The 265-nt window shown below is 59.2% G+C and carries 1 protein-coding gene; it reads left to right on the forward strand.

All coding sequences use genetic code 11. The annotated features are described in order from the left end of the window. Window positions 1-265: immunoglobulin-like domain-containing protein (locus QSV36_RS14720; protein ID WP_289132670.1), on the forward strand; the 265-nt coding region annotated here is incomplete at both ends.

Below are 265 nucleotides of genomic sequence, written 5' to 3' on the forward strand. Positions count from 1 at the left end.
GATGACGTCTACAAAGACTCGGGTGAAGTCAGCCTGGGTATCAAGTCCGCTGTGGACGTCGATGGTCGTACCTTCGAAAACCTGCAGCTGGGCGGTGCGGCCAAGGTTCAGGTCACCGACACCACTGACGAGGTGGTGGCCAAGCTGACTGCGACGCCGTCGGTTACCGAAGGCGGCGAGATCACCTACACCATCACGCTGACCAACAAAGACGGTCTGCCGATCAACAATCACTCGGCACTGACCTTCACGCTGAGCGACGGCA

The sequence above is a fragment of the Pseudomonas sp. BCRC 81390 genome (genome assembly GCF_030341915.1).
In the GTDB taxonomy this organism is placed as follows: Bacteria; Pseudomonadota; Gammaproteobacteria; order Pseudomonadales; family Pseudomonadaceae; genus Aquipseudomonas.